Consider the following 22,902-nt stretch of genomic DNA (forward strand, 5'->3'; position numbering starts at 1 on the left):
CTCAACAGGGGTTGGGGTCCTCGTCGTCGTCGACGCGCTCGGCCCCGTCGGTGGCCGTGACGCGCTGGAGACGCTCGATGCCGTCGATTTCGCGGACCACGTCGGCCACCTCGTCGGGGACGAGCGACTCCCAGTCGCGGTCTTCTATCATGCGCTGGCGGACCTCCGTGCCCTCTAGCACCTCGCGGTTGAACATGGGCGATTGGTGGACTTCGACGCCCGCCTCCGTGAACAGTTGGATGACGAGCGGGTTGTTGGAGTACGCCACCTCGAACGCGGGGGACATCGACTGGACGTGGCTGACCCACACCGAGTTGCGGTCGAGGTCCTCGATGGGGACCGCGTAGGTCGTGATGTCGAAATCCGAGACGGCCTTGTTGACCATCATGATTCGTTCGCCCGCGGTGAACGGGTTCCGCGGCGAGTGGGAGTCGCCCGCGGACCCGATACCGAGGACGAGCTCGTCGACCTCGGCGGCAATCTCTTCGACCATTCGGTGGTGGCCGTTGTGGTACGGCTGAAACCGGCCGATGTAGAACCCCCGCATGCGTCGGGCGTTAGTCCGGATTACTTATAAATACGCCGAGTTCGGAGAACTCCGGTATTCTGGTGGTAGGAAGGTCGAAACGCGAGATTACGGCAAGAGCCACCGGATGGTGACGGGGAGAAAGTATATCAGTCGCAGGGCCTACGTTAGAAGTAGCGACGACAGTTCTATGAGTAACGATACGAACACCGACGACAGCCTCCACGAGCGGGAGGATTCACCCGACGACGCGCCCTCGGAAGAGGGTATCGACGACGGGGGGTCGCTCCAGCACGACGAGGCCGAAGAGGTCGACAAGAAGACGATCGACGACCTCGGGAGCGATGTCGAAATCGACGCCGACGTGGCCGAGAACGTGGACGAGAACGACCTCCTCGGTGGTCTCCAGATAGAGACGACCGACGAGATTCCCGTCCCGGACCGCCTCGTCGACCAGGTTATCGGGCAGGAACACGCCCGCGACGTCATCATGAAGGCGGCCAAGCAGCGCCGCCACGTCATGATGATCGGCTCCCCGGGGACGGGGAAGTCGATGCTCGCCAAGGCGATGTCCGAGCTTCTCCCCCGCGAGGAGCTCCAGGACGTGCTCGTCTACCACAACCCCGACGACGGCAATCGCCCCAAGGTCCGCACGGTCCCCGCGGGCAAAGGTGACCAGATCGTCGAGGCGCACAAAGAGGAGGCACGCAAGCGCAATCAGATGCGCTCGTTCCTCATGTGGATTATTATCGCGGTCGTGCTGGGCTACTCGCTCATCATCGCCCAGCAGGTCCTGCTCGGCATCCTCGCCGCGGGTATCATCTATCTCGCGTTCCGCTACGGCTCGCGCGGCAGCGACGCGATGATTCCGAACCTCATCGTGAACAACGCCGACCAGAAGTCCGCGCCGTTCCAGGACGCGACGGGCGCTCACGCGGGTGCGCTCCTCGGCGACGTCCGCCACGACCCGTTCCAGTCCGGCGGCATGGAGACGCCCAGCCACGACCGCGTCGAACCCGGCGCGATTCACAAGTCGAACAAGGGCGTCCTGTTCGTCGACGAGATCAACACGCTCGACGTGCGCAGCCAGCAGCACCTGATGACGGCCATCCAGGAGGGCGAGTTCTCCATCACGGGCCAGTCCGAGCGCTCCTCGGGCGCGATGGTCCAGACCGAGCCCGTCCCGACGGACTTCATCATGATTGCTGCCGGGAACCTCGACGCGATGGAGAACATGCACCCCGCGCTCCGCTCCCGTATCAAGGGCTACGGCTACGAGGTGTACATGGACGACACCATCGAGGACACCCCCGAGATGCGCCGCAAGTACGCGCGCTTCGTGGCCCAGGAGGTCACCAACGACGGCCGGCTCCCGCACTTCACCGAGGAGGCGGTCGAGGAGCTCATCCTCGAAGCCCGCCGCCGCGCCGGCCGCAAGGGCCACCTCACCCTCGAATTCCGTAACCTCGGCGGCCTCGTCCGCGTCGCCGGCGACATCGCCCGCGGCGAGAACGCCGAGCTGACCACCCGCGACCACGTGCTCCAGGCCAAGCGCCGCGCGCGCTCCATCGAGCAGCAGATTGCGGACCAGTACATCGAGCGGCGCAAGGACTACGAGCTGTCGGTCAACGACGGCTTCGTCACCGGCCGCGTCAACGGTCTCGCCGTCATGGGCGAAGACTCCGGTATCATGCTCCCCGTGATGGCCGAAGTCACGCCCTCGCAGGGCCCCGGTCAGGTCATCGCGACCGGCCAGCTCAAGGAGATGGCCGAAGAGTCCGTCCAGAACGTCTCGGCCATCATCAAGAAGTTCTCCAACCAAGACCTCTCGGAGATGGACGTGCACGTGCAGTTCGTCCAGACCGGCCAGCAGGGCGTCGACGGCGACTCCGCGTCCATCACGGTCGCGACCGCCGTCATCTCCGCGCTGGAGGACATCCCCATCGACCAGTCGGTCGCCATGACCGGCTCGCTGTCGGTGCGCGGCGACGTGCTCCCAGTCGGCGGCGTCACCCACAAGATCGAGGCCGCCGCGAAGGCCGGCTGTTCGACGGTCATCATCCCCGCCGCCAACGAGCAGGACGTGATGATCGAAGACGAGTACAAGGAGATGGTCGACATCATCCCCGTCTCGCACATCAGCGAAGTCCTCGACGTCGCCCTCGAAGGCGAACCCGAGAAGGACTCGCTTGTGGACCGCCTCAAGAGCATCACCGGCTCCGCCCTCAACAAGGGGCAGGGCGTCAAAGGGCCGTCCAGCCCCAGCCCGCAGTAACGCCGGATGACCGACTGGGCGGCGTTCGCGGGCTTCACCGGCCTCGTCCTCGCCGTCTTACTCTCTCTCGCGTACTTTTCTCGCGGCGTCCCGCACGCTGAGGGAACCGGCTCCGCCGCGCCCGCCGCGCCCGACGACGCTATCCGCGGCGACGCCTCCGACCCCGACGCTTCCGACACTGACTCCCGAGTCGGTACGCCGGACGACCCGGTTTCGACCCCCGCCGACCCGGCCGATTCCGACGAGTCGGCCGACCCCGACGCCCTCCCGCTGGCCTCTTTTTCGGTCGATTCGACCGACGCGTCGCCGCGACCCGAGCCGCCGACGCTCGCGGCGGGCGACGTTGCGGACGACGCCGACCGCGACGCGGACCCCGACGCTGCGGCCGGTTGTGAGACCGAGACCGACCGGACGATACCCGGCGTCACCGCACGCCCCGCCTCGGCCGTCTCGGAGCGCTCCGCGTCCGCCGACGACCTCCCGCCGCACCTCCTGCTCGCCAACGTCGCGCTCTCGCAGGCGTTCCTCGGCGGCTTCCTCGGCCTCGGCGCGTGGTACGCCGGCGTGCCGGCCGCGGCGCTCGGCCTCTCCGTCACCGGCCTCCCGACGAAGCTCGCTATCGGCGTCGGACTCGGGCTCGCGCTCTACGGGGCGAACCGGGTCGGCTCGTCGGTCAGCGAGCGGTTCGGCATCGCGCCCGACGAGGCGGTCCGCGAGTCGCTGACGCCGCGGACGACCGCGGGCTGGGTGTTCCTGTTCGCGGTCGCGCTCCCCCTCATCGCCGGCTTCGAGGAACTGCTGTTCCGGGGGGCGCTCGTCGGCGCGGTCGCCGCCGGCTTCGACGTGTCGCCGTGGCTCATGGCGGCCGTGTCGTCGGCCGCCTTCGGCGCGGGGCACGGCGCGCAGGGTCGACTCGGCATCATCGTCACCGGCCTCCTCGGGTTCGTCCTCGCGGCGGCGTTCGTCCTCACCGAGAGCCTGCTGGTCGTGGTCGTCGCCCACTACCTCGTGAACGCGCTGGAGTTCGCGGGCCACGAACTGTTCGGCTGGTAGCGGGGTCTCCCTGCGTCGGCGTCGGTGACGACCGCCGAACCACCCGCCGTCGCGGCCGCGGCGCGGGGATGCGTTCAAGTGTCCGCACCACGCGTAGCCGGTATGGACATCGACACGCGGCAGTTGACGCAGGCGGGGCTCATCGGTTATCTGGCGCTCGTCGTCGCGGCGTTCGCCACCGGGAACCCGACGCTCCGGCTCGCCGCCGACGCCGCCTTCGGGCTGACGGCGGTTCTCCTCGGCGTCGTCACGCTCCGGATTCCGGTCGACAGTCAACTCAAATACGTCGCCGGCGGCGGCTTCCTCCTCGCCGGCGTCTCGCAGTTCGCCGAGCTCGCGACCGGTGTCCAGTCGGTCGGACTCGCGAGCACGCTGTTCCTCCTCGCCGGCCTGCTCGGCTACCTCGCGCTCCGCCGCGAGACCGACGCGATGCCGTTCTGAGGGGCGGTCCGCAGAATTAGATTCCTTCGGACTTCCGGAGCGCCTCGACCACGTCGTCTGGCGCGGCGCTCGGGCCGTCTTTCACGCGGTGGTCGGGGACGACGACCGGGACCGGGTTCGCCGCGAGCGCCTTGCGGACGACGCGCTCCGAGTCGTCGTCCTCGGGGTCGAGGCCGGCCATGCGGACGAGGAGCGCCACGTCGACCGAGTCACCCCGCGGGACGTTCCGAAGCGACTCCAGCACGCTTCGCTGGTCGGTCGGGACGGTCAGTCCGATGGGGACCGACGAGAGGTCCGTCTGGCCCCGGTCGATGGCGGCCAACACGGCGTCGAGGTGGTCGTGGTCCGGCTCGGCGTCCGCCGGCAGCGAGTCCGGAAACGAGACGTCGATGACCTTCCCGCTGACCACGCCGACCTGCACGGGGCGGCCGAGCGTGGACGATTCGCGCGCGTAGATTCCCGAGACGGGCATACGTTCGGCTCCCGTCGCCGGACGCTTGACCCTTCCGGCGACCGCGTGCGGTTGGGGTGACTGCGCTCGGTTCGGGTGGCCGATACCTCGCCGTGCGCTCTCGCCCGCGCGCACGTGAGAGACGGTGAGTGTCCCCGCCGACGCAAGTCTTATGTACAGATACGTGCGTTAGTGTACATCAATGAACGCTAGTGGAGACGAATTAGCTCCCGACGTGCGCGCCATCTTGGAGGCCGCGCGGGAGCGACCCGGCGGGGAGACGCGCGTGTCGGTCGACGCGCGGTCGTTCCCCGAGGCCGTGGCCGAGACGGAGGCCGCGGGTCGGGTCCCCGTCATCGCCGAGGTGAAGCCCACGAGTCCGACGACCGAGGGCGTCCGCGAGGACGACCCGGTCGAACTGGCCCGCGAGATGGTCGCCGGCGGCGCGACGGCGCTGTCGGTCCTCACCGAACCCGAGCACTTCGGCGGCTCCGCCGAGTCGCTGCGGCGCATCCGCGAGGCCGTCGACGTGCCCGTCCTCCGCAAGGACTTCGTCATGAACGAGGCCCAACTGGACGTCGTCGAGTCCGACCTCGTGCTCCTCATCGCGCGGTTCGTCGGCGAGGACCTCCCGGCCCTCGTCGAGGCGGCCCGCGACCGCGGCTTCCAGCCGCTCGTGGAGGTCCACACGCGCGAGGAGTTCACGGCGGCGCTCGCGGCCGGTGCCGACATCGTCGGCATCAACAACCGCGACCTCGGGAAGCTGGAAGTCGACCTCGGCACGTTCGAGGAACTCGCGCCCGAAGCGCCCGAGGACGTGCTTCTCGTGGCCGAAAGCGGCGTGCAGACGGTCGACGACGCGCGGCGGATGCGCGAGGCCGGTGCCGACGCCCTCCTCGTCGGGACCGCCATCATGGACGGCGACGTGCGACAGAACACGGAGACACTCACACAATGAGCGCAGACGGCAAATTCGGCGACTACGGCGGACAGTACGTTCCCGAGGCACTCATGCCGGCCATCGAGGAACTGACCGACGCGTACGAGCGGTACGTCCTCGACAACGAAGACGGCTTCATGGACGACTTCCGCGCGCGACTGCGGGACTTCGGCGGGCGACCGACGCCCCTCCAGCGCGCGGACCGACTCTCGGAGCGCTACGACCGCGAGGTCTACCTCAAGCGCGAGGACCTGCTGCACGGCGGCGCGCACAAGCTCAACAACGCCCTCGGGCAGGTCTTACTGGCGAAGTACATGGGCAAAGAGCGCATCATCGCCGAGACCGGCGCGGGCCAGCACGGCACCGCCACGGCGATGGCCTGCGCGCACCTCGATATGCCCTGCGAGATTTACATGGGCGAGCGCGACATCAACCGCCAGCGCCCCAACGTCTTCCGGATGAAGCTCAACGGCTCCGAGGTGAACCCCGTCACCGTTGGCCGCGGCACGCTCAAGGAGGCCATCTCCGAGACGATGCGCGACTGGGCGACCAACGTCGAGGACACCCACTACGTCATCGGCTCCGTCGTCGGCCCGCACCCGTTCCCGAGCATGGTTCGGGACTTCCAGTCGGTCATCTCCGAGGAGGCCCGCACGCAGGCCAGAGAGAAACTCGGCCGGCTCCCCGACGCCGTCGTCGCCTGCGCGGGCGGCGGCTCGAACACGATGGGCGCGTTCGCCGAGTTCGTCGACGACGAGGAGACCGCGCTCTACGCCGTCGAGGCCGGCGGCTCGACGCTCGAAGTGGACGAGGAAGCCGGCGTCGCGCCCAACTCGGCGTCGCTCACGACCGGGTCGGAGGGCATTCTCCACGGCGCGCGCACCCGGCTCTTGCAGGACCGCGACGGCCAGATTATGGAGTCGCACTCGGTGTCGTCCGGCCTCGACTACGCCGGCGTCGGCCCCGAACTCGCACACCTCGTGGACACCGGCCGCGTCACCGCCGTCAACGTCGACGACGACGCGGCGCTGACCGCATTCCACCGGCTCTCGCAGATGGAGGGCATCATCCCCGCGCTGGAGTCGGCCCACGCGTTCGGCTACCTCGAATCGGTCGTCGGTCCCGACGCGCCCGACGCCGAGAACGCGGACGACCTCGGCGAGTACGTCGTGGTCAACGTCTCCGGTCGCGGCGACAAAGACCTCGAATCGGCCATCGAGGAGACCTACGAGCGCGACATCGATATCGCGCCGAACATGGACGAGTTCACGGGGGGCCTGTGATGTCGCTCGAAGACGCCTTCTCCGACGGCCCGGCGTTCGTCCCCTATCTCGCCGCCGGCGACCCCGACTACGAGTCCTCGCTCGAATACGTCGAGGCGCTCGAACGCGGCGGCGCGGACGTCATCGAACTCGGGCTTCCGTTCTCGGAGCCCATCGCCGAGGGGCCGACCATCCAGAACGCGGTGGTTCGGTCGCTCGAAGGCGGCATGACGCCGACGCGCTTCTTCGAGTTCGTCGAGGACCTCGACGTGTCGGTGCCGCTGGTCTGTATGACCTACTACAACCTCATCTATCGCTACGGCGATGAACCCGGACCGCGGCCGTTCGTCGAGAAGGCCGCCGAAGTCGGCATCGAGGGCTTCGTCGTGCCCGACCTGCCGGCCGAGGAGGCCGGCCCGCTCCGCGAGGCCTGCGACGAGTTCGGCCTCGACCTCGTGTTCATCGTCGCGCCGACGACCCGCGGCGAGCGCCTCGACCGCATCATGGAACAGGTCTCGGGCTACGTCTACGTGCAGGCGCGCCTCGGCACGACGGGCGCGCAGTCGAGCGTCTCCGACCAGACCGGCTCGTCGCTCGAACGACTCACCGACTACGACGTGCCCAAGGCGGTCGGCTTCGGAATCAGCAGCGGCGACCACGCCGAGCGCATCGTCGCCAGCGGTGCCGACGGCATCATCGTCGGCAGCGCGCTCGTCGACATCGTCGCCGAGGGCCACGAGAACGGCGACGACGCCGAAACGGTCGCGGACCGACTCGAAACGCTCGCCCGCGAACTCAAAGACGGTGCGGTAGCGGGCGCGTCGCAACGCCCACCGCATCCGGAACGCACATAACTGCTCTGCCACCCTTTCTCATACATGAACACAGACGTCGGACTCTCCGCACGACTCGACCGCATCTCCACAGACGGGCGATACCTCATCGTCCCGATGGACCACGGCATCACCCTCGGCCCGGTCACGGGCCTCGTCGATATCGAATCCACTATCGACGGCATCACGCGCGGCGGCGCTGACGCCGTCCTCACGCACAAGGGGACCGCGCCGCGCGTCCACCCGAACAAAAACGGCAAAGGCTACATCGTCCACGTAAACGGCTCGACGGACATCGGCCCGGACGAAAACGACAAGCGACTCACCGGAACCGTCGAAGACGCCCTCCGCGTCGGTGCCGACGCCGTCTCCTTCCATATCAACGTCGGCTCGGACTACGAGCCCGACCAGATGACGCAGCTCGCTGACCTCTGTTCTCGCGCCGCCGACTTCGGCGTGCCCGTTCTCGCGATGTCCTACGCCCGCGGCCCCGGCATCGACGAACAGGACCCCGAGGCGCTCGCCCACGCCGTCCGCCTCGCCGAGGAGGTCGGTGCCGACGTGGTGAAGACGGCATACAGCGGCGACGCGGAGTCCTTCGGTCGCGTCGTCGAGGCCACGCGCCTGCCGGTCGTCATCGCCGGCGGCAGTCGCGGCACCGACCGCGAGACGGTGGAGATGGTCCGCGGCACGATGGACGCCGGCGCGGCCGGCGTCTCCATGGGTCGGTCCATCTTCCAGCACGAGAACCCCGAGGCCATCACCCGCGCCGTCAGCGCCGTCATCCACGACGACGCAGATGTGGACACCGCGCTCGAACGCGCCGGGCTCGGCATCGAGGCGTAACGCGACTCGCGATTCGCGGCGTTCCACGGGGTTCTGTTTTCCCGACACCGCTGGCCTACAACTAGATACCCGCTGAGCGCGAACGCTACCCATGCGCGTCACCATGTGGGGGTTCGCGGTCGAGGTAGACGACCGACGTATCGACTGTGCTGCCGACTCGCTCCGAAACCAACTCGTCGAGTACGAACGCGGGGAGCGCCGCGAGTTCGACGTGGACGTGCGATTTCCCGACTCCTTTACCGGCGACGTGATGCGCGTGATGGCGTCGATTCCGTACGGCGAGACCCGAACGTACGGCGAGGTTGCGGCCGAACTCGACAGCCACGCGGTCGCCGTCGGACAGGCCTGCGGACGGAACCCGGTCCCGCTCGTCGTCCCGTGCCACCGCGTCGTCGGCGCGGACTCCCTCGGCGGCTTCTCCGCGGCCGGCGGCGTCGACCTGAAGCGCGCGCTTCTCGACCGCGAGCGCGGCGCGGTCCAGACGGGGCTGGACCGATTTGACTGATTTCATATCGCCGTAATCGGTTTATTGACTGTCGAACCGGCCGGGCGCTGTCGTGGTCGGTGTGGTGCGAGCGCCGTGCGCGCACCCAAGAATCGGTTTCTCCAGGTTCTGACGCGTCGTTCGCGGAACCGCGTTCGTGACGCGGTTCAGTTGTCTGGCCGGTCGTTGTCGGATTCCGCGGATAGAGTGAGAGAACGACGTTCGACCGGCCGCGACCCCCGTCTTCTAGCCTCGAACCCCGGAGTTCTACACCCGAGACGGGGTCCCACGCGGTCGATTTCAGCGACCTTCTCGGTACGGGTGTGCGGTGCTGACGAATCGCCTCCGTCGTCGCTCTCGTGGTGTCGGCGGTTGATTCGGTGTGGCCGCTGTGTTCTATTTCCGTGGATTGGCGAGCTCGATGACAGAAACACCGATGACGACGCATTCACGAGTCACGCGCGACCTGCTGTCTTTCGAGGTTGCAGGCACACTGACCCGAGTCGGGACGACCAAACCGCCGACTCGGTGGGAGTTGAGAGTAACTGAGTGAGGCGAGTCGCCGCTCTCGCTCGACTCGCGTCGGCGGTTGGAATCGTCGTCCGACCGTCGATTCTGCCCTGAATCCACTCTAATAAATCGTATAGCGCGATATGGAATTCTGGTGGGGCGCTCAAGCGTCCCGGCCCGTCGCTGTCCGTTCGCTATCCGCTCGCCGTCCGTTGGTTCATTCGCCACGTTCAAGCCCGCCCACCGAGTGAAGTCGATAATGACACGAAGCGTCTGGCTCAAAGCCGACGACGCGGTCGGCGACTGGGAGACGCGGAAGCGACGCATCACGGCCGGACTGGAAGCCGGCGTCGACTGGGTCCTCGTCGACGAGGCCGACGTCGAGCGGGTGCGCGAACTCGGCGACGTCAACGTCGCTGCGTTCCGGACCGACGCGGACGTCCACGTGATGGAAGCAGAGGAAGACGACGCCGAGCCCCCGGCGCTCGCCGACGCCTACATCGTCGGCAAGGACGGCGAGGGCGACGCGACCGTCGAACTCCCCTCGGACTTCTCCGGGTCTGCCGACCTGACGACGCTCCGCCGCGGCGACGACCTCGCAAACGGCTCGTACGTCCGCATCCTGAGCAAGGACTACGAGGCGTTCGCCGAGGAGGCCGCCCGCGACGGCGATTACACCATCGTCATCGGCGAGGACTGGACCATCATCCCGCTGGAGAACCTCATCGCCCGCATCGGCGAGGAGACCGACCTCATCGCGGGCGTCACGACCGCCGAGGAGGCCAAGACCGCCTTCGAGACGCTCGAACTCGGCTCCGACGGCGTCCTCCTCGACAGCGACGACCCCGACGAGATTCGAAAGACCGTCGAGGTCCGCGACGAGGCCGAACGCGAGTCGCTCGACCTCGTCTGGGCCGAGGTCACGGAGGTCGAACGCACGGGCATGGCCGACCGCGTCTGCGTCGATACGGGCACGATTATGGACCACGACGAGGGGATGCTCGTCGGCTCGATGGCCCGCGGCCTGTTCTTCGTCCACGCCGAGACGGCGAAGTCTCCGTACGTCGCGTCTCGGCCGTTTAGAGTCAACGCCGGCGCGGTCCACGCCTACGCGCGGACCCCCGACGGCGGCACGGTCTACCTCTCCGAACTCGAAAGCGGCGACGAGGTACAGCTCATCGACACGAACGGCAACACCCGCGAGGCCATCGTCGGGCGCGTGAAAATCGAAAAGCGGCCGATGTTCCGCATCTCCGCGGACTACGAGGGCGACCGCGTCACGACGCTCCTCCAGAACGCCGAGACAATCAAGGTCCACACCCGAGAGGGTCGGACCGCGGTCACCGACCTCGAACCCGGCGACGAGATGCTCATCTACTACGAAGACACGGCGCGCCACTTCGGTGAGGCTGTCGAAGAGAGCATCATCGAGAAGTAACGGACGGAACGCGTTTTTTCGGACTCGAACGCAGCGTCGCGCGCAGCGGCGGGCGTTCGTCGACGTTCTCTATCCTTCGACCGTGTACCATTCGAGCTCCGTCGCACACCACGGACAGAAGTCGAGGTTCCGGTCGAGTTCGCCGCCGCAGACCGGGCAGGTCGGCTCGCCGTTCGCGTTGCGGCCGCGCGGGCGGCTTCCGACGCGGTAGGCGTCGAGCGCGCTCAGAAACAGCAGTCCGAGGACGGGGAACAGCACCTCTCTGGGAAGCGAGTCCACCGTCACGGTCGCCGGGTCGGTGAACGTCGAGAGCAACACCAGTCCCGCGCCGACGACGAAGGTGAACCACGCGATTGCGCGTCGCCACTCGCGGAGGTAGACGTGGCCCGCCCCGGCGATTCCGAGCGAGGCACCAACCACGCCGACGAGGGCGGCGACGAACGCGCGACGACGAGCATCGGGCATCGTTCGTTGGCGTCGTCGTCCGCGCTCTTAAACGTCTGGATTGTCGGACAGTCAGCAACTCACTACCGAATCCCGCCGATGGCGTCTGAAACTCTCGAATTCGAGTTGTTCGACCTCAGTCGGTCGTCGTCGCGTCTTCCGAGGGTTCGGAGCGCTCCGACGCCGCGGCCGCCTCGGTCCCGTCGAACGGCTCGTGTTCGACGGCGAACTCGCGGTTCGCGCCGTCGGCCGACGCCTCGACCGACGACACTCGGTACAGACGGATGCGGCGCTCCTGTTTCGTCACGACCGGGAAGTCGTAGTGTTCGGCGTCGTGACCGGGTGGCTCGTCGCGGCCGGCGACGAACTCGCGGTGGGCGTCGAGTCGGCGTTCGACCTCCGCGCGCGAGCGTTCCGGGAGGTCGTCGAGTCGGCGTTCGAACCCCGAGACGAGGTCGGCGTCGAGGTCGTAGCCGACGGAGTCCCGGCCGGCGAGCATGGCCGCGAGCGTCGTGGTCCCGGTGCCGACGAAGGGGTCGAAGACGGTGTCGCCGTAGACCGAGTACATCCGAATCAGGCGCAGCGGCAGTTCGACGGGAAACGCCGCCGAGCGCTCTCTGGCCCCCGAATCGAGGCGCTGGTCGGTCCCGCCGAACTCCCAGAGGTCGGAGAACCAGCGGTTGCGCTCCTCCCAGAAGAAGGCGCTCTCGTAGCGCCGGTCGTCGCCCGGCGGGAACGACCGCGGGTCGCCCTTCCGAACCACCAGCACGTACTCGTGTTCGAGGGTGACGTAGGCGTTCGTCGGGAGCGTCCCCGACCCCATGAACTTCGTCAGGCGGTTCGTCGGCTTCCGCCAGACGGCGTCCGGAAGCGGCGTCAGTCCGCGCTCGCTGAGCGCCGTGAGCACGCGGGCGTGGTTGGGGTACTGGCGAAACGACCCGTCGAGGCTCCGGGTCGCGTCACCGACGTTCACGCAGGCGACCCCGCCGGGCGCGAGCACGCGGGCCACCTCGTCCCAGACGGCGTCGAGCTGTTCGTGCATCGCCTCGAACGCGGCGTCGCCGTCGCCCGCGTCGAGCGCCGCGTCGACGGCGTCGTCGCGCGCCGAAAAGAGGTCGTCCCACATCTCTATCATGGGGTAGGGCGGCGACGTGACGACGAGGTTCACGCTCTCGTCGGCGAGTCCGGTGTCGGCGGCGTCGCCCACCGTGAGGGCGTGCGTCGTGCGCATCGTACGGACGTATTTCCCCCGAAACAAAACCCTTCGCCTCGGCGCGGGGACGGCCGCCGCGGTGCCGTCGGCTCGTGCGGTTCGATTCTACCGTGACCCGTCGCGTCGAGCGCCGCCGCTGGCGGGCGAATAAGCGGAAATCGAGACGCTCGTCCGGGTCGAACCGCGGTTCGGCGCGGGGGTCCGACTCGGTCCTCAGACGAGGCCGAGGTTCTCCTCGGCTTCGAGGAGTTCGTGGTAGCGGTTGCGGATGGTGACCTCGGAGATGTCGGCCACGTCGCTGACGGCGGCCTGCGTCGTCTTCTCGTTGGTGAGGAGGGCGGCGGCGTAGACGGCGGCGGCGGCGAGGCCGACCGGCGACTTACCCGAGTGGACGCCCTTCTCCTTGGCGTTCTTCAGGAGTTGGCGCGCGCGCATCTTCGACTCGTCGGAGAGGCCGAGCTCGCTGGCGAACCGCGGGACGTACTGCTCGGGGTCGGCGGGCTTGACTTCGAGCGAGAGTTCGCGGGCGATGTAGCGGTAGGTGCGGGCGACCTCGCTCTTCTCGACGCGCGAGACCTCCGCGATTTCGTCGAGCGAGCGCGGGACGCCGGCCATGCGGGCGGCGGCGTAGGTACACGACGTGGCGACGCCCTCGATGGAGCGACCGGGCAGCAGGTCGTCGTCGAGCGCGCGGCGGTAGATGACCGAGGCGGTCTCGCGGACGTTCTCGGGGAGGCCGAGCGCCGAGGCCATGCGGTCGATTTCACCGAGCGCCTGCTTGAGGTTGCGCTCCTTGGAGTCGCGGGTGCGGAACCGCTCGTTCCACTTGCGGAGCCGCTGCATCTTCTGGCGCTGGCGCGCGCCCAGCGAGTTCCCGTACGCGTCGCGGTCGCGCCAGTCGATGTTGGTCGACAGGCCCTTGTCGTGCATCGTGTTGGTCGTCGGCGCGCCGACGCGGGACTTCTCGTCTTTCTCGCGGGCGTCGAACGCGCGCCACTCGGGGCCGCGGTCGACGGAGTCGGCGGTCACGACGAGGCCGCAGTCGTTACAGACGGTCTCGCCGTGTTCGTCGTCGGTGACGACGTGACCGCCGCACTCGGGGCACTGAAGCGTGTCGCCCTTCGTCTCTTCCTGTTCGGTCTCGGCCTCCTGTCGGCCGTTCTGCGTGTTTCGTTCCTGCTCCTGTGCGCCGGGGTTTCGGGTCCAGATTCGTTCACTCATGGATACGACGGCGGGTGCTCCGGGAATGGGTGGTTAGAGGCGGCTAGAACCCGGATGCTGTCCGTAACACCAGCAACCGCAGACGACCGCATAAATGGTTTGGTATCGCTTTCGGCAAGCGGCGGCGTTCACCCGTGCGAGGCCATCACACGAGTGATTGAGGTTCGTGAGGGATTCGAGACCTCGCCGGCGACTCATCGGTGACGCCCCGCCGGCGTCCCGGCGGCCGACGACGCGACACATACTTTTCACGAAGGTGCGTTGCTACGACTACACATGGCCGCGACCCCCCGCGTCGTCTCGCTCGCGCCGAGCGCGACAGCGATTCTCACCGCCGCCGGTCTCGACGCCCACGTCGTCGGGGCGACCGTTCACTCGTCGACCGACAAGCCGGTCGTCGGCGGCTGGCTGAACCCCGATTTCGACCGGGTCGACGACCTCGACGCCGACGCCGTCTGCACCTGCGACGACCTCCAGTCGGACGTCGCGACGGCGGCCCGCGACCGCGGCTACGACGTGGTTCACGTCGCGCCCGCGACGCTCGACGAGGTGCTCGACTCGTTTCCCGTCGTCTGCGACGCCGCGGGCGACGCCGGCGCGGGGGCGGCGCTCGCCGACGACTGCCGCGACCACCTCGCCCGCGTCGCCGACGCGGTCGCCGGCCGCGACCGCCCGGCCGTCTACTGCGAGGAGTGGGCGGACCCGCCGATGGCCGCGGGCAACTGGGTTCCCGACCTCGTCCGCGTCGCCGGCGGTACCGCTCCGCTCGTCGCGCCCGGCGAGCGGTCCGCCGAAGTCGACCCCGAGACCGTCGCGGCCGCCGACCCCGACCACGTGGTTCTCCATCCCTGCGGAAAAGGCGAGCGCGGCGACCCCGAGGCGTTCGACGCTCGCGGGTGGAATCTCGACGCCGCGGTCCACGCCGTCGACGACTCGCTTCTCAATCAGCCGAGTCCCGCCGTCGTCTCGGGCGTCGACCGCCTCGCGCGGCTGTTGCACCCCGACGCCGACCTCCCCGAGCCGTGGGCGGCCGCGTCCGAGACTGCGACCGCGACCCCGACCGAATCCGACGAAGGGAAATAACCGGGCGACGCGCTTCCGACATGGACATCGCGGTCGGAAGCGGCAACCCGGTGAAGCGGCGCGCGGTCGAACGAACCTGTCCCGACGCCTCCGTGGCGGCGGTCGCCGTCGACTCGGGCGTCTCCGAACAGCCGACGGGCCACGACGAGACCATCGCGGGCGCGGTCACCCGCGCGGAACGAGCCCTCGACGCGGGCGACTACGACTTCGGCGTCGGCATCGAGGGCGGCGTGGCGGCCTTCTCGGCCGGCGACGGCACAGACGAGACCGACCTGTACCTCGTGATGTGGGCGGCCGTGACCGACGGCGAGCGCGTCGGTCGCGCGGCGGGACCGAGCCTCGCGCTCCCCGCCCGCATCGCGGACCGCATCGACGCGGGCGAGGAACTCGGCCCGGTGATGGACGACGTGCTCGGCACCGACGATATCGCGAAAAACGAGGGCGCGGCGGGCGTGTTCACCGGCGGCCGCCTCACTCGAACCGACGCGCTCGAATCGGCCGTCACGGGCGCGTTCGCGCCGTTCCGGTGTGAACTGTACTGAGTCGGACTGAGCCGACTGCGCACGTCACTTCGAGTCGGCGAGTTCGTGTTCGCGGTCGCGCACCTCGGCGCTCTCTTCGACCGCGGTCGTCAGCGAGACGTTGAGCGACAGCATCGAGCCGACGCCGCCGACGATGGTGACGGCGTTTTTCACCGCGTGGTCGAGGACCGCGGCGGCGAGCGCGGCGGCGGGCGTGACCGGCGCGAGCGCGGCCATGAACACCGTGAAGGCGATTTCGTAGAGGCCGACGCCGCCGGGCGAGAGCGGAAGCACCTTCGCGAGGTTGCCAACGCTCACGGCGAAAAACGAGACGCCGACGAGCACGACGGGGTCGATGTCGACGCCGAGCGCGAGCAGGACGACGACCGCGGTCACCACGTCGACGGTCCAGATGGCGAGGCTCGTCAGACCGACGCGGCCGAAGGCGGCGCGGTTGCCGGCGACCGCCTGCAAGTCGGAGACGAACTGCTCGATGACGCCCGCGACGAGTTCGACGTAGGAGTCAGACGAGAACCGGCCGACGAACGCCCGGACGACGTTCCGGTCCGCGCGGGCCGACAGCGCGATGCCGAGGACGCCGAGGATGGCGACGACGCCGACGCCGGTGGCGACGTAGGCGACGGTGCGCACGTCGTCGGCCGACACGTCGACCGAGCCGCCGCTCACGCCGGTCGCGAGCACGGTGGCGATGTCGTCGAGGCCGCCGGTCGCCGCGAGGCCGACGAGGACGACGCCCGCGAGCCCCGCGATGGTGAGCAGGTCGAAGACGCGCTCGACCGCCAGCGACGCGAAGCCCGAGGGGTACGGGATGTTCCGGCGCGCCTTCACGACGTAGGCGCGCACGGCGTCGCCCGCGCGGGCGGGGAACACGAGGTTCCCGGTCTGACTGATGAATATCGCCCCCGTGAGGAAGCCCGCCTTCTCGCGGTAGCCGAGTTCGCGGAGGATGTCGCGGTAGCGAATCCCCCGGAGCGGCCACGAGACGACGTAGATAATCGCGGCGGCCGCGACGAGCGCGGGGTCGGCGTCGCCGAGCACCGAGATGACCTCCGAGGGGTCGATGTACAGCGTCATCAGCGCGAGCGCGAAGACGGTCAAAAGCAGGCCGGCGACGATGGTCACCCGGCGGGTGATGCGCGGCCGGACCGTGAGCTGCCACCACGTCCGGAGAATCTGGCTTCCCATCCCGAGGACGTCGCGGACGAGGTCGACTTTCGTGTCGCCTTTCGGCTCCCAATCGACGGGGAACTCGGCGACTCGGAAGCCCGCGCGCTGCGCCCGGACGAGCATCTCCGTGTCCCAAAACCAGTGGTCGTCTTCCACGTCGTCTCGGAGCGCCTCGAACGTCTCGCGGCTGAACGCCTTGAAGCCGCACTGGTGGTCTCGGAGGTCGGAGCGGAGGAACAGGCGGACGAGGCCGTTGTAGACGCGGCTCGGCACGCCGCGTTTCGGCGGGCGGTCGGCGACGCGGTCGGGCATCCAGCGCGACCCGGTCGCGGCGTCGTACTCGCCGGAGCGGACGCGCTCGACCAGCTCTTCGAGGTGGCGCATGTCCGTGGCGAGGTCCGTGTCGAAGTAGACGAGCGTGCCGCCGTGGGCGGCCTCGAAGGCGCGTTCGAGCGCACCGCCGCGGCCGAGGCGGTCGTCGCTGTGGTAGTGGCGAATCCGGTCGTCCTCGGCGGCCAGCCGGTCGGCTATCGCCGGCGTCTCGTCGTCGCAGCCGTCTTCGGCCACGATGACCTCGAAGGCGTCGGCGGGGAGGAACGATTCGAGCGTCTCGACGGTGACGCGGACCGTGTTCTCGATGGTCCGCGCCTCGTTGTAGGCGGGGAGGACAACGCTCACTTCGACGCCGGCCGCGGTTGCGGCGGTCGGGCGTCGTTCTGTCGGGCGACCCATTGTCGTCGTATGGCCGCTATCCGCGTATGAATTTTCTGTCTTGGAGTCGGTACGCTCCGCTTAGACGGAAGTTCGGAGCGCTCGCGCGTTCGACGGCGTGCCGGTCTCCCCCGACTGTCTCCCCGTTGATGTGTCCGCGTTGCGTGGCTGTTAGGCGACTGTACCTGCGACGGCGCGGTGGGGCCTCCCCGAGGGCTCGTTTTTGGGGAAAATCGCAAGACGGCGACGTGTTAAGCTCCCGTACCAAACCCCTGATAGGCGTCTCGTCTCTCTGTGTAGGTATGAGCACGACCGCCTCCGCCGCCGCGGTCGAGGGCGAAGCCCCCGACACCAAACCCAGCCTCTCGGAGAAACAGCGCCGCATCCTCGACTACCTCCGCTCGAACGCCGGCGCGAAGACGTACTTCAAATCCCGCCTCATCGCCGACGACCTCGACCTCTCCGCGAAGGAGGTCGGCGCGAACATGCGTCCCATCCTCGACGGCGACTTCGACGTGACCGTCGAGAAGTGGGGCTACTCCTCCGGCACGACGTGGAAGGTGACCGTCTGAGCCCCCGCTGACGCTTCACTCTGCCCCGCCGCACGCCGTCTCCGGCGTGCACCCCGGCGCGTCCTCCCTCGCGCCACCACGCACGGAACGCCGTCGTCTCCCACCCCACGTCGTTCCATCCCTGTTTTTTCGGGTTTTTTCGCGTCCCAGCGCCGCCGCTGAATGTTCTGGTTCCGAATCGACGGAGCAGCGCCGGCACCGACTCCCGGCCCGGTCAGGGGTCGAAGCGGATGAGTTCGGCCGCGTCGTCAGCGAACGCCGCGGCGTCGGAGCCGAAGGAGTCGGCGTAGCGAATCAGCAGCGTGATAACCGTCTCAGGGTTGCGGACCGCGTAGCCGTCCTCGCGCGAGAGGAGGCCCACGGCGTCGAGTTCCTTCGCGTAGGTGCTCACCGTCGCCCGCGAGACGCCCAGTCGGGCGGCGAGTTCGCTCCCCGTCGCCGCGGGGTCGCGAAGCAGGTGGACGAGCATCCCGCGCGGCGTGTCGCGGCGCAGGTAGCCGAGGGTGACCTGCTCGAACTCCGAGAACCGGCCCGCGGGGAAAAACCGCTTGTAGTCGCCGTCGCGGCTGACTTCGAGGGTGTCGTCGTCGACGAGGTTCCGAAGGTGGTACTGCGTCTCGCCGGTTCCCAACTGGAGGTCGTCGCGGACCTTCGAGAAGTGCGCGCCGGGCGTCGACGCGACGTAGCCGACGATGGCGTCCCGCGCGTCGCTCGACCCCGACGAGTCGTCCTCGCCGTCGTCGCCGCCCCCGAGGCCCACGAGCGGCGTGGCGGCCCCGAGCGCGGCGAATCGACGGAGGGTCGCGCGCTTGTCTTCGTCTACCCGGCGGTTCGACATCTACCTCCACATACGAGACGGCGCGAAGAAAAGGGCTTCGGCGTGTACACCCGTCTGAATCCGGGACGGTCCGTCGATGCGACTATTCGAGGTCCTTCTCGAAGGACATCTCGCTTTCGTCGTCGTCGTCGGCCTCGTCGGCGGCCGGTTGGCCGTTGCCCGCGGAGTTCGCGTCCGCCGAGCCGTCGGTCGCGGCCGCGTCCCCTGCGCCCTCGCTTTCCGCGACGACCTCGTCGGACGACTTGATGGGCTGTTCGTCCTCGTCGGCCTCGGCGATGACCTCGTCGGGCGACTTGATGTCGTTGACCTCCGCGCCGGCCTTGATGGCCTCGGCCTCCTGTTCGAGCTGTTCGACGTTCATCTCCGCGGCTTGGTCTATCTGGCCGAGGATCTCCTCGATGTCGTCGAGGCCGATGAGCTCGCGGGTCTCCTCGTCGAACTGCTTGCTCGACAGCCCCTCCATGTCCTGTACGTCGGAGCCGGTGAGCTGTTTGCCGTAGCGGCCCACGAGCGAGGTGAGCTCCTGCGGGAGGACGAACGTCGTCGACTCGCCCTGTCCGATGCGTTCGAGCGTCTCCATCCCCTTGTCGATGATGGCGCGCTCGCCCATCGACTCGGCGGACTTCGCGCGGAGCACCGTCGAGATGGCGTCACCCTGCGCTTCGAGAATCTGCGACTGCTTTTCACCCTGCGCGCGGATGATGTTCGACTGCTTTTCACCCTCGGCCTGCTCGACGGCGGAGCGGCGCTCACCCTGCGCTTCGAGAATCATGGCGCGGCGGCGGCGCTCGGCGGAGGTCTGCTGCTCCATCGCCTGCTGCACGTCGGCGCTGGGGTTGACCTCGCGGACCTCGACGGACTCCACGCGGACGCCCCACTCGTCGGTCGGCTCGTCGAGCTCCTTGCGGATGCGGGCGTTGATTTCCTGGCGCTTGTTGAGCGTGTCGTCGAGTTCCATGTCCCCGAGGACCGCCCGGAGTGTCGTCTGGGCGAGGTTGGAGACGGCGCGCTTGTAGTCGTCGACTTCGAGGAACGCCTTCTTCGCGTCCATCACCTTGATGTAGACGACCGCGTCGGCCGTGACCGGCGAGTTGTCGCGCGTGATGGCTTCCTGCCGGGGCACGTCGAGCGTCTGGGTCCGCATGTCGAACGCGTAGGTCCGAGAGACGAACGGCGGGATGAAGTTGATACCCGGTTCAAGGAGCCGTCGGAACTCACCGAACACCGTGAGCGCCTTCTTCTCGTAGGCGTCCACGATTTCGACCATCTGGTACACCGTCACGATGGCGAGGACGAGCACGAGGAGGCCGACGACGACGCCTCCGATACCCAGCCCCGCTTGGAGGGCAAGTAGGTCCATACGCCCGCCTTGGGTTGGCAGAATGATAAGTATTCGTGTGATACGGGCGTCACGTCGGACGGTTTCGGGGCTGACGGGGCGTCAGATGGCGGTTCGGGTCGGTGGGGGTTCGGGCCGACCGCGGCGTCGTGGCCGGCGGTCAGACGCCTCCCGTGCCCTCGCGTTCGAGTTCTTCTTCGTCTCGCTCCGCGGACTCCTCGTGCCGCCGCGCCCGTTCGCGGGCGAGTTCGCGGTCGATTTCGTCCTCGCCGGGACCGACTCCCTCGACGGTCACGACGTTGCCGCCGCCGGGGTCGACGACGATGACCTCGGTTCCCGCCTCCAGTTCGCCGTGGACCGACCGGGCGGCGTAGTAGGGGTTGAAGCCGCCCTCGTCGAGTTTGACCTCGCCGCTGGTCGGCGTGACGCGCTCCGTGACGCGCCCCATCTTGCCCGTCAGCGCGTCCGAGTCGCTCGTCTTCCCTTCTCCCTTCCCACCGTAGATATCGAGCTCTCGGTAGCCGTAGAGCGCGAGCGCGCCGAAGACGAAGACGAGCAGCCCGAGAATAATCGGGCTTGCCAGCGGTGCGATGAGGAGACCGGCCAGCCCCGCCGCGAGGAGGGCCACGCCGAGGACGACGAAGTGCGCGCCGGGGGCGATGGCCTCCGCGAGCGACAGGCCGAGCCCCGCGAGCACGAGCAACAGCGGGAGCGTCTCGGGACTGACGAGACCGGTCTGTAACGGGAGCGGCGGGTATGCCATACCGGGTCTAGGGCCGTCGCCCGATTAAGGATTGAGGGTCGAACGCGGCGCGCGTTCGACGCGCCGGATTCGGCCGCGCTCAGTCGTCGCCGTTCGGGTCGGTCGAGACGGCGTCGTCGTGGACGAACGCCACGGTGTCCTCGTTGGTCGGCTGGACGAGGACGGTCCCCGTGGTCGCGTTCGTCGGCACGGTGAAGACGGTCCAGACGTGCGCGTCATCGCCCGGGGCGAACAGCCCGCCGTTGTCGAAGCCGGTCGCGTTCGACAGCGGTTGGTGCCCGTATCTGACGCCGTCCGATTCGAACACGAGCGCCGACTGCGACAGGGTTCCGGGCGAGTCGCCGGTGGCCGTCGCGTTGAAGCCGACGACGACGAACCGCTCTCCCTCCGGCGGGGCGTACGTCTGATTGCCGACCCGAAGCGTGTCGGTCGTTCGGGCGTTCCACCGGGCGACCACGTCGGCCGAGTCGGCGCTCGCACTCGACAGGGCGGAGACGGAGACGCCGTGGTCGCCCCCGGAACCGCCGCCGCTCGACCCGCCGAGTCCGTCCAGCATCGGCCCGAGCACGGCGACGGAGCCGAGCGCGAGGACGAGCAAGAGGACGGCGACGACGACGACGCGAACGCTCGGCGGCGACCCGGATTTCAGGTCGTCGACCGACGACGGAAGCCTGTCGCGGAGCGACCCCGCCGAGGAATCGCCGCCACCGCCGTCACCGCTATTGCCGCCGTTATCGCCGTCACCACCACCGGCGTCGCCACGGCCGTCGATGAGCCCGGCGAGTCGCTCGCGGACGGCGGCTATCGGGAGCGACGCCAACGCGTCTTCCACGGGTTCGGGCAGGTCGAACGGCAGGCCGAACTCGACCTCGGCGGTCTCGAACACGTCGCCGTCGGTGTACTGCTTGACGGTCTGTTCGAGGCTCTCGTCGGCGACGGTCTCGCCGAGTTCGTCGCGGTCGAACAGCGTCACGTCGTGGTTCGTGGCGAACCCGCGGACCGCGTCAGCGAACTCGCCCTGCGTGGCGACGACGACGGTGTCGACGCCGCGCTTTTTCGCGTGCGCGACGAAGCCCTTGATGTGCTCGGTTTCGACGGTCGTCTCGACGGTCGGGAGCACGAGCATGAGTCCCTTCGTGCCGTCGCCGCGCTGGCCCTGCACGAGGTATCTCCCCTCGCCGCGGGGCTGAGCGTTCGTCTGCCAGTTTCGCTGCGTCCAGAGGTCCGAGAGAAAGCGGACGAACTTCGTCGGTTCGAGTTCGACGAGTCTCGTCACTGTTCGCGTCCCTCCGGGCCGTCGGGGGCGGGTCGTCGGTCGTGTCCGCGTCGTCGGTCGTGTGTCATCTTGTCGTCTGGGTGTTCGTCGGCGTCGCGGCCGCCGTGCGGCCGGTTCGGTGCGAAGCACGCGACGGCCGGGAGGGATATCGTCGCCACCGTGGGGTCGCCACCGCGGGTGGGTCCGTCGCGGGCGCGGGCGGCGCGACCACCGGCGTCGGAACCCGGCGTGCCGCGGAGCGCACCGACGCGGCGACCACCACGGGAGGTGTGCGGACTGCGCGACTCAACTCGGCTGGGCCGGGGAGTTGGCGGTGGTTCCCCTCGGGGTCACATAAATCAACAGTCCCGATTATCAAAACGGAAAGTCGGACGGCGGAAGCCGGCTCTCACAGTGGGTCGCGGTCTGCGTCCGGCGGGTCGCTCAGAACGCGCCCGGGTACACGGTGACGACGATGAGTCCGACCGCGAGAAGGACGCCGAGCAGGACGAACACGATGTTCTCCGCCCGCGGCGACTCGGGTTCGATGGGAAGCTGTTCGAACTCGGGCTCGTCGTCGATGATGCCGTCGGGGCCGACGTCGTCGACGCCGAAGCGCCACTCGCCGTCGCCGTCGCCATCGCCGTCACCGTCGCGGTCGTCGTCGGCCTCGGGAGAGGGTGCGCGGGACATCG

General features: G+C 68.6%; 23 protein-coding genes. 12 read left to right on the plus strand and 11 right to left on the minus strand.

Going from position 1 to position 22,902, the window contains the following annotated elements:
• Position 1 precedes the first annotated feature (1 nt).
• Positions 2–547 carry a nicotinamide-nucleotide adenylyltransferase gene (locus tag DVK03_RS04020; protein ID WP_006600584.1) on the minus strand — a complete coding sequence of 182 codons (546 nt, stop codon included), beginning with the start codon at positions 545–547 and terminating at the stop codon, positions 2–4.
• Positions 548–716: 169 nt separating this feature from the next.
• Here DVK03_RS04020 and lonB point away from each other — a divergent pair, with 169 nt between their 5' ends.
• The 3 genes from lonB to DVK03_RS04035 all read left to right on the plus strand — a co-directional run bounded on the left by lonB (position 717) and on the right by DVK03_RS04035 (position 4,295).
• Entirely contained in the window at positions 717–2,801 is a 2,085-nt protein-coding gene (gene lonB, locus DVK03_RS04025; protein ID WP_004064360.1) for an ATP-dependent protease LonB, read from the plus strand.
• 6 nt (positions 2,802–2,807) lie between these two features.
• Positions 2,808–3,854, plus strand: a complete 1,047-nt coding sequence (locus DVK03_RS04030) for a type II CAAX prenyl endopeptidase Rce1 family protein (RefSeq protein ID WP_115802280.1) — start codon at positions 2,808–2,810, stop codon at positions 3,852–3,854.
• A 102-nt stretch (positions 3,855–3,956) separates the two neighbouring features.
• The gene (locus DVK03_RS04035) at positions 3,957–4,295 is read left to right on the plus strand and encodes a hypothetical protein (RefSeq protein WP_004044152.1); all 339 of its coding nucleotides are present in this window, start codon (positions 3,957–3,959) and stop codon (positions 4,293–4,295) included.
• 16 nt (positions 4,296–4,311) lie between these two features.
• On the opposite strand, the gene DVK03_RS04040 is transcribed toward DVK03_RS04035, so the two are convergent.
• Complete coding sequence (locus DVK03_RS04040) at positions 4,312–4,767, minus strand: MGMT family protein (protein ID WP_115802281.1); 456 nt, start codon at positions 4,765–4,767, stop codon at positions 4,312–4,314.
• A 181-nt stretch (positions 4,768–4,948) separates the two neighbouring features.
• Here DVK03_RS04040 and trpC point away from each other — a divergent pair, with 181 nt between their 5' ends.
• The 6 genes from trpC to DVK03_RS04070 all read left to right on the plus strand — a co-directional run bounded on the left by trpC (position 4,949) and on the right by DVK03_RS04070 (position 11,059).
• Entirely contained in the window at positions 4,949–5,704 is a 756-nt protein-coding gene (trpC, locus tag DVK03_RS04045) for an indole-3-glycerol phosphate synthase (protein ID WP_115802282.1), read from the plus strand.
• A complete protein-coding gene (gene trpB, locus DVK03_RS04050; RefSeq protein ID WP_004044149.1) occupies positions 5,701–6,969 on the plus strand; it encodes a tryptophan synthase subunit beta in 1,269 nt (422 codons plus the stop codon). Before trpC ends, trpB begins: the two co-directional genes overlap by 4 nt.
• Positions 6,969–7,802, plus strand: a complete 834-nt coding sequence (trpA, locus tag DVK03_RS04055) for a tryptophan synthase subunit alpha (RefSeq protein WP_008605926.1) — start codon at positions 6,969–6,971, stop codon at positions 7,800–7,802. The genes trpB and trpA overlap by 1 nt, the downstream gene beginning before the upstream one ends.
• Before the next feature lie 24 nt (positions 7,803–7,826).
• Positions 7,827–8,627, plus strand: a complete 801-nt coding sequence (locus DVK03_RS04060; RefSeq protein WP_006600578.1) for a 2-amino-3,7-dideoxy-D-threo-hept-6-ulosonate synthase — start codon at positions 7,827–7,829, stop codon at positions 8,625–8,627.
• Between the two features lie 91 nt (positions 8,628–8,718).
• Positions 8,719–9,132 (plus strand): methylated-DNA--[protein]-cysteine S-methyltransferase, encoded by a 414-nt coding sequence (locus tag DVK03_RS04065; protein ID WP_115802283.1) that lies wholly within the window; start codon positions 8,719–8,721, stop codon positions 9,130–9,132.
• Between the two features lie 748 nt (positions 9,133–9,880).
• Complete coding sequence (locus DVK03_RS04070; RefSeq protein WP_004064352.1) at positions 9,881–11,059, plus strand: 3-dehydroquinate synthase II; 1,179 nt, start codon at positions 9,881–9,883, stop codon at positions 11,057–11,059.
• Between the two features lie 69 nt (positions 11,060–11,128).
• On the opposite strand, the gene DVK03_RS04075 is transcribed toward DVK03_RS04070, so the two are convergent.
• The 3 genes from DVK03_RS04075 to DVK03_RS04085 all read right to left on the minus strand — a co-directional run bounded on the left by DVK03_RS04075 (position 11,129) and on the right by DVK03_RS04085 (position 13,937).
• The gene (locus DVK03_RS04075) at positions 11,129–11,524 is read right to left on the minus strand and encodes a hypothetical protein (RefSeq protein WP_004064351.1); all 396 of its coding nucleotides are present in this window, start codon (positions 11,522–11,524) and stop codon (positions 11,129–11,131) included.
• A 115-nt stretch (positions 11,525–11,639) separates the two neighbouring features.
• Positions 11,640–12,734, minus strand: a complete 1,095-nt coding sequence (locus tag DVK03_RS04080) for a site-specific DNA-methyltransferase (RefSeq protein WP_115802284.1) — start codon at positions 12,732–12,734, stop codon at positions 11,640–11,642.
• Positions 12,735–12,929: 195 nt separating this feature from the next.
• On the minus strand, positions 12,930–13,937 hold the full coding sequence (locus tag DVK03_RS04085) for a transcription initiation factor IIB family protein (RefSeq protein WP_004044141.1): 1,008 nt from the start codon (positions 13,935–13,937) through the stop codon (positions 12,930–12,932).
• 276 nt (positions 13,938–14,213) lie between these two features.
• Between DVK03_RS04085 and DVK03_RS04090 the strand changes: the two genes are divergently transcribed.
• Positions 14,214–15,020, plus strand: coding sequence for a helical backbone metal receptor (locus DVK03_RS04090; RefSeq protein ID WP_115802285.1), 807 nt, complete (start codon positions 14,214–14,216; stop codon positions 15,018–15,020).
• 20 nt (positions 15,021–15,040) lie between these two features.
• Positions 15,041–15,562, plus strand: a complete 522-nt coding sequence (yjjX, locus tag DVK03_RS04095; RefSeq protein ID WP_115802286.1) for an inosine/xanthosine triphosphatase — start codon at positions 15,041–15,043, stop codon at positions 15,560–15,562.
• A gap of 24 nt (positions 15,563–15,586) precedes the next feature.
• Here yjjX and aglD read toward each other — a convergent pair whose 3' ends face one another.
• Positions 15,587–17,461, minus strand: coding sequence for a flippase domain-containing glycosyltransferase AglD (gene aglD / locus DVK03_RS04100; RefSeq protein WP_006600572.1), 1,875 nt, complete (start codon positions 17,459–17,461; stop codon positions 15,587–15,589).
• Between the two features lie 281 nt (positions 17,462–17,742).
• On the opposite strand from aglD, the gene DVK03_RS04105 reads away from it, so the two are divergent.
• Complete coding sequence (locus DVK03_RS04105; RefSeq protein WP_004044137.1) at positions 17,743–18,012, plus strand: hypothetical protein; 270 nt, start codon at positions 17,743–17,745, stop codon at positions 18,010–18,012.
• 214 nt (positions 18,013–18,226) lie between these two features.
• Here DVK03_RS04105 and DVK03_RS04110 read toward each other — a convergent pair whose 3' ends face one another.
• The 5 genes from DVK03_RS04110 to DVK03_RS04130 form a co-directional block, all read right to left on the minus strand.
• Entirely contained in the window at positions 18,227–18,850 is a 624-nt protein-coding gene (locus DVK03_RS04110) for a MarR family transcriptional regulator (protein ID WP_004064346.1), read from the minus strand.
• Positions 18,851–18,932: 82 nt separating this feature from the next.
• The gene (locus tag DVK03_RS04115) at positions 18,933–20,210 is read right to left on the minus strand and encodes an SPFH domain-containing protein (RefSeq protein WP_115802287.1); all 1,278 of its coding nucleotides are present in this window, start codon (positions 20,208–20,210) and stop codon (positions 18,933–18,935) included.
• Between the two features lie 139 nt (positions 20,211–20,349).
• On the minus strand, positions 20,350–20,952 hold the full coding sequence (locus DVK03_RS04120) for an NfeD family protein (protein ID WP_115802288.1): 603 nt from the start codon (positions 20,950–20,952) through the stop codon (positions 20,350–20,352).
• Positions 20,953–21,031: 79 nt separating this feature from the next.
• A complete protein-coding gene (locus DVK03_RS04125) occupies positions 21,032–22,228 on the minus strand; it encodes a restriction endonuclease (RefSeq protein ID WP_115802289.1) in 1,197 nt (398 codons plus the stop codon).
• A 423-nt stretch (positions 22,229–22,651) separates the two neighbouring features.
• The gene (locus DVK03_RS04130; protein WP_004064342.1) at positions 22,652–22,900 is read right to left on the minus strand and encodes a hypothetical protein; all 249 of its coding nucleotides are present in this window, start codon (positions 22,898–22,900) and stop codon (positions 22,652–22,654) included.
• Positions 22,901–22,902 lie beyond the last annotated feature (2 nt).

Origin of the sequence: Haloferax sp. Atlit-109R (assembly GCF_003665865.1) — an archaeon.
GTDB lineage: Archaea > Halobacteriota > Halobacteria > Halobacteriales > Haloferacaceae > Haloferax > Haloferax volcanii.

Coding starts and splice junctions, on each gene's coding strand:
- DVK03_RS04070 (WP_004064352.1), top strand. CDS start 9,881: ATGACACGAAGCGTCTGGCTCAAAGCCGACGACGCGGTCGGCGACTGG.
- DVK03_RS04120 (WP_115802288.1), bottom strand. CDS start 20,952: ATGGCATACCCGCCGCTCCCGTTACAGACCGGTCTCGTCAGTCCCGAG.
- yjjX (WP_115802286.1), top strand. CDS start 15,041: ATGGACATCGCGGTCGGAAGCGGCAACCCGGTGAAGCGGCGCGCGGTC.
- DVK03_RS04105 (WP_004044137.1), top strand. CDS start 17,743: ATGAGCACGACCGCCTCCGCCGCCGCGGTCGAGGGCGAAGCCCCCGAC.
- DVK03_RS04035 (WP_004044152.1), top strand. CDS start 3,957: ATGGACATCGACACGCGGCAGTTGACGCAGGCGGGGCTCATCGGTTAT.
- DVK03_RS04115 (WP_115802287.1), bottom strand. CDS start 20,210: ATGGACCTACTTGCCCTCCAAGCGGGGCTGGGTATCGGAGGCGTCGTC.
- trpC (WP_115802282.1), top strand. CDS start 4,949: ATGAACGCTAGTGGAGACGAATTAGCTCCCGACGTGCGCGCCATCTTG.
- DVK03_RS04085 (WP_004044141.1), bottom strand. CDS start 13,937: ATGAGTGAACGAATCTGGACCCGAAACCCCGGCGCACAGGAGCAGGAA.
- DVK03_RS04075 (WP_004064351.1), bottom strand. CDS start 11,524: ATGCCCGATGCTCGTCGTCGCGCGTTCGTCGCCGCCCTCGTCGGCGTG.
- aglD (WP_006600572.1), bottom strand. CDS start 17,461: ATGGGTCGCCCGACAGAACGACGCCCGACCGCCGCAACCGCGGCCGGC.
- lonB (WP_004064360.1), top strand. CDS start 717: ATGAGTAACGATACGAACACCGACGACAGCCTCCACGAGCGGGAGGAT.
- DVK03_RS04090 (WP_115802285.1), top strand. CDS start 14,214: ATGGCCGCGACCCCCCGCGTCGTCTCGCTCGCGCCGAGCGCGACAGCG.
- DVK03_RS04065 (WP_115802283.1), top strand. CDS start 8,719: ATGCGCGTCACCATGTGGGGGTTCGCGGTCGAGGTAGACGACCGACGT.
- DVK03_RS04130 (WP_004064342.1), bottom strand. CDS start 22,900: ATGTCCCGCGCACCCTCTCCCGAGGCCGACGACGACCGCGACGGTGAC.
- trpB (WP_004044149.1), top strand. CDS start 5,701: ATGAGCGCAGACGGCAAATTCGGCGACTACGGCGGACAGTACGTTCCC.
- DVK03_RS04020 (WP_006600584.1), bottom strand. CDS start 547: ATGCGGGGGTTCTACATCGGCCGGTTTCAGCCGTACCACAACGGCCAC.
- trpA (WP_008605926.1), top strand. CDS start 6,969: ATGTCGCTCGAAGACGCCTTCTCCGACGGCCCGGCGTTCGTCCCCTAT.
- DVK03_RS04110 (WP_004064346.1), bottom strand. CDS start 18,850: ATGTCGAACCGCCGGGTAGACGAAGACAAGCGCGCGACCCTCCGTCGA.
- DVK03_RS04040 (WP_115802281.1), bottom strand. CDS start 4,767: ATGCCCGTCTCGGGAATCTACGCGCGCGAATCGTCCACGCTCGGCCGC.
- DVK03_RS04080 (WP_115802284.1), bottom strand. CDS start 12,734: ATGCGCACGACGCACGCCCTCACGGTGGGCGACGCCGCCGACACCGGA.
- DVK03_RS04060 (WP_006600578.1), top strand. CDS start 7,827: ATGAACACAGACGTCGGACTCTCCGCACGACTCGACCGCATCTCCACA.
- DVK03_RS04030 (WP_115802280.1), top strand. CDS start 2,808: ATGACCGACTGGGCGGCGTTCGCGGGCTTCACCGGCCTCGTCCTCGCC.